This window comes from Streptococcus sp. SGI.013 (assembly GCF_050315295.1).
GTDB lineage: Bacteria > Bacillota > Bacilli > Lactobacillales > Streptococcaceae > Streptococcus > Streptococcus porcorum.
The window spans coordinates 1-447 of sequence record NZ_JBNPOS010000098.1; the positions used below are offsets into that span (position 1 = coordinate 1).

Here is a 447-nt window from a genome sequence, read left to right on the forward strand (position 1 = left end):
AGGTTAGGATATAAGTGTGTGTCTAAGTAGAGAATAAATTAATATACAACGTGATAACATCTTACTTGGAGATCCCAAAACATTAACTAAACGCCTGAAGATAAAAGTGTGGTGGATCTGCAAAAATAATGAGGAACATAGATATATGTTTTCAATTAATAAAAAAATATTATATGAACATAGAAATAAAGAAACATGCTCAATTTGTAATGGATTAAGAAGAAAAAGAGAGCATTTTATTCAATATAAAAAATAAAGCAGGTCAAATTTGACTTGCTTTTTAGATAGAAAAAATAGTTTAAAAAGTCCCAAAAAAGTTGATTTTAAAAATTTTCAAATGTAGATTTTAAAAATCAACTGGAATTCAAAATTTTTAGTTTTCCGTAAAATTATGTAGATTTATCAAGAAATTCTGAAATTTGAAATTTTTAGTTTACCGTGAAATAA

1 protein-coding gene is annotated in these 447 nt (G+C 24.4%); it reads left to right on the forward strand.

Annotated features, from left to right (window positions below):
* The first annotated feature begins 58 nt into the window (after window positions 1-58).
* A complete protein-coding gene (locus ACQRDX_RS09520; protein ID WP_427897469.1) occupies window positions 59-256 on the forward strand; it encodes a zinc-ribbon domain-containing protein in 198 nt (65 codons plus the stop codon).
* Window positions 257-447 lie beyond the last annotated feature (191 nt).